This is a genomic window from Actinomadura logoneensis (assembly GCF_003428695.1).
GTDB lineage: Bacteria > Actinomycetota > Actinomycetes > Streptosporangiales > Streptosporangiaceae > Spirillospora > Spirillospora logoneensis.
The window spans coordinates 1-7,491 of the sequence record NZ_QURH01000067.1; the positions used below are offsets into that span (position 1 = coordinate 1).

The 7,491-nt window shown below is 69.7% G+C and carries 5 protein-coding genes and 1 pseudogene; 1 reads left to right on the top strand and 5 read right to left on the bottom strand.

Annotation, left to right across the window (positions count from 1 at the left end):
• Positions 1-168: 168 nt before the first annotated feature.
• Positions 169-1,356, bottom strand: a complete 1,188-nt coding sequence (locus tag DZF91_RS03165; protein WP_117355996.1) for an FAD-dependent oxidoreductase — start codon at positions 1,354-1,356, stop codon at positions 169-171.
• Between the two features lies 1 nt (position 1,357).
• Positions 1,358-2,278 (bottom strand): RNA polymerase sigma factor SigJ, encoded by a 921-nt coding sequence (gene sigJ, locus DZF91_RS03170; protein WP_117355997.1) that lies wholly within the window; start codon positions 2,276-2,278, stop codon positions 1,358-1,360.
• A gap of 353 nt (positions 2,279-2,631) precedes the next feature.
• Here sigJ and DZF91_RS41695 point away from each other — a divergent pair.
• Positions 2,632-2,874 (top strand): annotated as a pseudogene (locus DZF91_RS41695) (FAD-dependent oxidoreductase); the annotation flags it as partial.
• On the opposite strand, the gene mscL reads toward DZF91_RS41695, so the two are convergent.
• The 3 genes from mscL to DZF91_RS03190 form a co-directional block, all read right to left on the bottom strand.
• Complete coding sequence (gene mscL, locus DZF91_RS03180; protein WP_117355998.1) at positions 2,825-3,223, bottom strand: large conductance mechanosensitive channel protein MscL; 399 nt, start codon at positions 3,221-3,223, stop codon at positions 2,825-2,827. The pseudogene DZF91_RS41695 and the gene mscL overlap by 50 nt on opposite strands.
• 50 nt (positions 3,224-3,273) lie before the next feature.
• A complete protein-coding gene (gene cpaB / locus DZF91_RS43035) occupies positions 3,274-5,427 on the bottom strand; it encodes a Flp pilus assembly protein CpaB (protein WP_117355999.1) in 2,154 nt (717 codons plus the stop codon).
• Between the two features lie 989 nt (positions 5,428-6,416).
• Complete coding sequence (locus DZF91_RS03190) at positions 6,417-7,274, bottom strand: S-methyl-5'-thioadenosine phosphorylase (protein WP_117356000.1); 858 nt, start codon at positions 7,272-7,274, stop codon at positions 6,417-6,419.
• Positions 7,275-7,491 lie beyond the last annotated feature (217 nt).

The following is a 7,491-nucleotide window of genomic DNA, read 5'->3' on the forward strand; positions in this document are numbered from 1 at the left end:
CTTCCCGCACCCCCCGCCGCTGGCGTCCGTCCCCGCCCGTCGCAGGCTCCTTGGGTCCGCGCCGCCGCCCGCCGCCGGGGACTCCGCGCCGCCGCTCCCGGCGCAGCAAGCCTGAGCGCGCCGCGCGGACCCCGGCGCGCCGCTACTCCTGGGGCGTCTTGGCTTCTCTCAGCGTGTGCCGTGCGCGGTTCGAGGACGGGATGCCGCGGCCGTCGCCAAGTCGGCGGCGGTCACGGCGCTGTTGATGGAGATCTCGCCGCGCATCCCCGGCGCCGCCACCATGTCGCCGACCAGGTAGACACCGTTCCCCCGGTCGATGGCCGGACGGTCGCGCCAGGTCTGGCCCGGCAGGTCGAGCGCTCCGGTGCGGCCCTTCGCGACCGCCGTCCGCTCGAAGGTCACCCGCTCGGACCAGCCCGGCAGCACCTGGTCGGCGAAGGCGCGGAGCCGCACCTGAGCGTCCGAACGCCGCTCACCTTCCCGGACGGGGATCTGGAGCTGGTACAGGGACTCACCGCGCGGCGCGATCGAGTCGTCCTGCATCGTGTAGCTCTCGTTGAAGGCGCCTTCGTCCAGGTCGAAGACGAGCGGCCGGTCCCTGCGGTCGGCGCGGACGCCTATGTCGAGAAGGGCAGCATGTCCGCTCGTCCAGGACAGGTCACCGTCCCCAAGAAGCTGGGACGCCGAGGACAGCTGCGTCGCGACGATCACCGGACCGCTCTCGGGGAGAGTGTTGACGCGCGATCCCGTCTCGATCCGCACGCCGAGTTCGGCGGCGCGCCGGGCCATCCGGTCGAGGACGGTCTGCCAGCCGCCCTTCACCCACCGGACGGCCGGTACGCGCGGCCCGTAGACCCGCTGAACCAGCTCCCAGACGAACGCGGCGGACAGCCGTCCGGTGTCGGCGTCGTAGGTCACGACGCTGATCATGCTGGCGAGCCGCCGCGCCGTCCGCTCGTCCCACCGGTTCGCGGCCCAGCTGTGGAAGTCCTCGTCCACCGGAGCTTTCAGCCAGCCGTGGGACTGCGCGCGCAGCACCGTGGCCGGAGGAACCGGACGCAGCCGTCCGTCCACGCGGAAACGCACCCGGGAGAAGGCGACGGGCGAAGGCCAGCCCAGTCCTTTCAGCAGGCCGCGCTTGGCCAGCCACCGGTAGTGGGGACGGTCGGCGTAGAAGACGTGCGCGCCGTCATGGGCGACGTAGGGCGCCGGGGACGTCGCCCGGCCGCGTCCGCCCAGCTTGCCGTGCGCCTCGTGCAGGACGACGGACGCGCCCTTCTCCGCGCAGGCGATGGCTGCCGTCAGCCCGCCGAGTCCGCCGCCGATGATGGTGATGGTGGTGCCGTGGGTCGTCATGTCAGCAAGGACGCGGCACCCGGTGATCCTGTGACATGACCCCGTGGAACTTCTCCGGGTTGACGATCAGGTAGCACGCGCTGACCTTCCCGTCGGTGACCCGGACCTGGAAGTGCACGAACGGCCGGCCATCCGCCACGGCCTGGATGGCGGGCCCGCCGTTCGCGACGACCAGCCGGTACTCGATGTGCGCCTCAGGCCCCACGTCCACCGAGCGCAGGAACGACTTCGAGAACCGCATGATCTTGAGGACGAACGGTGCCACGCGCTCCGGCCCGACCAGCACCACCCGAGGCGCGACGGCGTTCCCGCCGCTGTCCGCGATGAGGCGGACGTCCGGCGCGAGCAGCTCCATCAGCCCCTCGACGCCGCCGTTCAGGCAAGCTCCGATGAACTGGTCGGTGACCTGCCGCCACACGGCCGGGTCCACCTCGAACCGGGGTCGCCGCTCCCGCACATGTCCCCGAGCCCGCGCCGCCAGCTGCCGGACGGCCGGTTCGCTCTTCTCCAATGCCGCGCCGATCTCGGCATAGGAGAACGAGAACACGTCCCGCAGCACGAACACCGCCCGTTCGAGCGGCGACAACGATTCCAGGACCACCAGCAACGCCAGCGACACCGACTCCGCCCGGACGACGCCGTCGGCAACGTCCTCCGCGATCAGCAGTGGCTCGGGCAACCACTCGCCGACATACGACTCCCGCCGCGCCTGGACGCGCCGCAGCCGATCGATCGCCAGCCGCGTCGTCACGGTGACCAGGAACGCTTCCGGATCCTCGACCTCGGTCGCGTCCTGCTTCGACCACCGCAACCAGGTCTCCTGCACGACGTCCTCGGCATCCGTGACCCGCCCGAGCACCCGGTAGGCGACCCCGAACACCAACTCCCGATGCGCCTCGAAAACCGCCGCACCCTCGTCCACCCGCCACCTCCCAACCCCCGCCCCCGCACTCCACCAACCAATCCCCCCGATATCAACCCACTCACCCAAACCCCCGCGACCAGGATTGGAGGGCTGCGCAACTCACGCTCCCGAAGAGCAAGCAGTGGGAAGACAGAACCAGCGCGCCCGAGGCCAGATGGAGTCAGAGGCAGACGAATGAGCCGCCGCCTGCCGAACGCTTAGCCGCAGACGGGCAGCAAGAAGGTGTGGGACCTCATCAATTGCGGGCGGGGACAGGCCGCCGAGTGCTCCTTCCGTACGGTTCGCGCCCACTCGGGAGGCCGCCCACGGATGGGGATGACGGCGGCCTGCCATGACGGGAAGTCACTGCGAAGCGGGTGACCTTCGAGCGGACGGCGGTCGCGAAGGGCCGCACCGGAGCGCTCGACCTGCCGGGCCAGACCTGGCGCGACCGTCCGGCCATCGACCGGGGAAACGGTGTCTACCTGGTCGGCGACATGGTGGCGGCGCCGGAGATGCGCGGCGAGATCTTCATCGCAGGACGGCGGTCGTCGCTCTGCGGCCCTACACCGGCTGGATCTCCGAGGTGCAGAACATGCAGCGGGTCGCCCTGATCGGGATGTCGCCCAGGCAGTACGGGCAGGGGCGCTCCGAGGCTTCCTCTTTGCGGGTCAGGTGCTGCAGCAGTTTCGCCATCGGCAGGACGATGAAGAAGTACACCACCGTCGCGATGATGAGGAAGGAGATCGCTGCGGTGAGGAACTTCCCGTAGGGGAAGACCGTCCCGTTGATCTCGAAGTGGAGGCTGTTGAAGTTGGGCTGACCTCCGAGGAGAGCCAACAGCGGGCCGATGAACGAGTCCACGAAAGCATTGACCAGGGCGCCGAACGCCGCGCCGATGACGACCGCAACGGCGAGTTCGACCACGTTGCCCCGGAACAAGAATTTCTTGAACCCCTCCACGAACTTCCTCCTTGTCGCTCAATGCCACCCAAGGTGACACGAAGGTGCGATCAGTCTCTTACCAGCGTCACCAGCAAGGGCCCGCCCGCCCCTGCCAGCGCGGCGGCCTGCACGCGACTGGTCGCCAAGACGATCAGAGCCCCTTGGGGCGCGTTGCCCAGCCCACTCTCTTCCCGAGGCACGGCCAGGACAATCGCCGAGGCCACCACAACCCGAGACCAGGTGACCAGGTCCCCCCTTCCGGGCAGCCCTTCAAAAAGCCGGTGACCTGCAAGCATCCCTGTCGGTCCACCAGCCCCGAGCCACGGCTTGCGGCAGAGTGACATTGGTCCAACTGAAGCCGCTTTGCTCGTACCAGCTGCTGGTACCTCGGTGATCCCGGACATCTCAAGCCCTGCGTTCCCCAGCACGCCACGCCCTCCGGGAGTTACCGGCTCACGCCCCATAGCCCCCAACTCCGTGCACCCCGGAACACTCACCGCCGCACGCCCTGTGTGATTGAGCGCACTGAACTCTGTGTGATCCAGCGCCGAAAGCCCTGCGTGGTCCAGCGCTGCGCGGCTTGCGTGGTCCAGTGCTGCGCCGCCTGCGTGCTTCAGTGCTGCGCGCCCGGCGGGGTCCAGTGCTGCGCCGCCTGCGTGCTTCAGTGCTGCGCGCCCGGCGGGGTCCAGTGCTGCGCCGCCTGCGTGCTTCAGTGCTGCGCGCCCTGCGTGGTCCAGTGCTGCGCGCCCTGCATGATCTAGCGCGGCGATTTCGGTAAGACCCCACGCCTCGTGCCGGATGTCATCTGGCGCCGCACGCCCAGTGGCGTCCTGCGGCAGTCCAGTGGCGTCCAGCAGCCAAGGATCAGTGGTGTCCAGCGGCGAAAGGGCAGTGGCGCCTAGCAACGAAGGCGTGCTGCCAGCCTGCGCCACACGCCTGGTGGGACCGACCGCTGCGAGCCTGGTGCTGCTCATTACCGCTCGCCCTGTGAGGCCTATGGCCGAGGGCCAGGTGTCATATAGCGCGGTGGGCCGGATGGCGGCTAGCTGCAGGGGACTGGTGGCAACGTGCGCCGCAGGCCCGGTAGGGCTGGTGGCTGCAAGCCTGGTGCCGTCCCTCATCGAACGTTCTGTGCGGAGCCACGCTGCGGGTCGAGGGCTATACAGCGCCATGCCTCCGGTCGCAGCCAGCCCGACTCGGGTAGCAACTTGGGCCTCCCACCTGGTGCGTCCGACCGTTGCGAGCCTAATGTCACCCGCCCCTGCAGGCCCAGTGGAACGCAGTGCGGCGCGGTCGGGGTCATTGGGCGGCGCAGGCCCGGCGGCAATCAGTGTGGGGAGGCTGATGGCAGCCTGCGTGCCACGCCCGGCGTAGCTCATCGCTGCCAGCCGTAGGCCATTCGGCGTCTCACGCTTGGTGTCGCCGACGACTCCCAGGCTGTCGCTGTCCACCGCCGCGTGCCCAGTGTTGCCGCTGGTCATGCGGTGGGTGTCGTCCCGCGCTGTAGGGCCGAAGCTGCGCATTGCCTCAAGGTCGAGAAGCGCCCGCCCTGAAGCGGTGATGGGGCCGCATGTCCCGGCTCCGGTCACGCTTGCCTTTTCGGCTTGGAGCTTGCTGGTCGTCGGCTCGGTGGTGTCGGTCGTTGTGCGCTCGGCGGGCTTAGGTGGAATGCGGCGCGTATCGGGGTCTGGTGTCGCGGTCATCCCGCCGGACGGTTTTCCCGCTGGTGGCAGCTTCGTTTTTCCCTCGCCAGGTGCCGGAGCAGGAGCCGGCGTGTCCAGTATCGATGGGGGATCTGATGCGTTGCCTGGAGCCGTCACCGCGAGCACATCGATCCGGTCACCCGGACGGAGGAGACGGGCCGCTGCGGAGTCGGCTACCCGAATCGGAGTGGCCACAGTCCCGGGTGGCTGTCCGTCCAGAAGACCTGGCCCGAGAACGCGCGCATCGGTGAGTATCTCGCCTCGCCGCACGGCGCCGGAGAGAACGCGACCGACGGGCGGATTCCGAAGCGCTCCGTCCGGACGAGCCGCTGGTGGCAGCGGGATGATTCGGACATCGCTGGCCCGCAGTGTGGCGCCAGCGGCGAGATCGCGGGCGGCGACCGCGATGCGGACCGTGTCAGGCGAAGGCGGCTGAACGGCGAAGATGGCGAGCCCCGCGCCGGACGCGGCGAAGAGTGCGGCTAACAGTCGCCGCCGCTGCCCGAACCCGTCATTCATGGCCGGCTCCGTGGGCGCTGCCGCAAGCCTCGCGCGCGAGACTCACCCGTGCGGGGGACGCAGGCTGCGCGGGGGCCGCAACCCGTGCGGGGGCCGCACCCCGCGCGGGAGTCGCACACCCGGGAGTCGCGCGCGAATCCACGTTCCGGTGGGAATGCGTGCGCTCTGCCATGGCGACGGAGCGGTGAACCTTCGGTAGGTGGGTCATCTTGATGTGCTTTCCGTGTGTTCCGTGGGGTTGAGAGTTCGGTTGGATCACGTTGTTGCTGGTCATCCGTGGAGCAACAAGCCGCCTGGTCGCTTCCCTCTGGGCTGGGCCCGCACGTTGAGAGGGCGGCAGGCGGGTCGCCGGGACGAGCCCGGTTGACCGCGAGCAGGCTGAGATCGGTTCGGAACTGGGTGAGGGCCTGCTACCCGGGACGCTCACCGCCAGACACAGGCCACCCCCTCCGTCGCCGCGCATGGCGAGGCGGTGCGATAACGGCCCTGCATCACGCCGATCCGCGCAGTCCCGTGGGTTCCTTGTTCCTGTTGCTCTGCGCTCCGGCGAATGCTCGGTCTGGCGGGGTGATCTCAGGACCTGGATCGCTATGTCGGGGGTGCCCGCCGACCTGCCCGTCGTGAGTGCGTGTCATGGCTGTGACCTGGCCGTTCCGGCGGTGGCCACCCCAGCGGGCACGGACCTTGAGTGTGCTTCGTAGCGAAGCCGGGACGTCCGCGGCGGAATTGAGCTGGCAGAGGGCGACAAGGCTTCGGGGAGAACGTGACGAGCACATGCCGTATCTCCTTCGTTGCGGAACGGAGTCGTATATGGGCAGGAGGCATCGGCGAGAGAACCGATGGATGCGAGTGATCGGCCGGCGGTGCCCAGGGATGTGGACACCGCTTGGCGGATGCGGACGCGGTCGTGGAGTAGGGGAAGGGAGGAGGGGCGTGGAGTCAGGAAGAGGGGCAGACGAGGGGCAGGGGCAGGTGTCGGACGGTCGGGGTCAGGGGAGGTCGATGGGGAGCTTCATGCCGTCCAGGACGGTCGGGCAGGGGCAGGCCCGGTCGGTCGGGAGGTGGGAGACGATGTCGGCCACCAGGGGACGGAGTCGGCCGATGTTCTCGGTGAAGACGCGCAGGACCTCGCTCATCGTGACGCCCTCGCCCTCCTCGATGCCGGCGTCGAGGTCCGTGACGAGGCAGAGCGGGGTGTAGCAGAGGGCGAGTTCGCGGGCGAGGACGGCTTCGGGGTGGCCGGTCATGCCGACCAGCGTCCAGCCCTGGTCGGCGAACCAGCGGGACTCGGCGCGGGTGGAGAAGCGGGGGCCCTCGATGACGACGAGCGTTCCGCCGTCCACCGGAGGCCAGCCCGCTGCCTTGGCGCTGACGAGGGCCGTATGGCGGCCCACCGGGCAGTAGGGGTCGGAGAAGGAGACGTGGACGGCGGCGGCTTCGTCGTAGAAGGTCTGCGGGCGGGCCGACGTCCGGTCCACGAGCTGGTCGGGGACGACGATGGTGCCCGGGCCGTAGTCGGGGGTGAGCGAGCCGACCGCGCTCGGGGCCAGGACCTGCCGGACGCCGAGGGCACGCAGGGCCCACAGGTTCGCCCGGTAGGGGATGCGGTGCGGAGGGAACCGGTGGTCGCGGCCGTGCCGGGGGACGAACGCGACGCGCCGTCCGCCCAGCTCACCCACGGCGATCGGGTCGCTCGGCGGGCCGTAGGGGGTGTCGATCTCGATCTCGGTGATGTCGTCGAGGAACGAGTAGAAGCCGGAGCCGCCGATCACGCCGATCTCGGCGGAAGCGGAGGTGGAAGCGGAGGTGGGAGCGGAAGCCGGGAGGGCGGAGCTTGGAGTGGACATGCCGCCGACACTAGCCAGCCCGCCGGACGTCGCAGAAGTCCAGCGGCCAACTGTGGATAACTCCTTGGCGCCCTACCTCGGCCATGCGAGCAGAGGGCGCTCAGGCGCTGGTCAGCCCGAGGGTGCCGGTCCGGCGCGGACTGACCCACGTGATCGGCGCATCGGCCGTCCAGTGCGGGAAAACGCCGGCAGCCGGGGTCCTCGCGTGCGCGAGGAC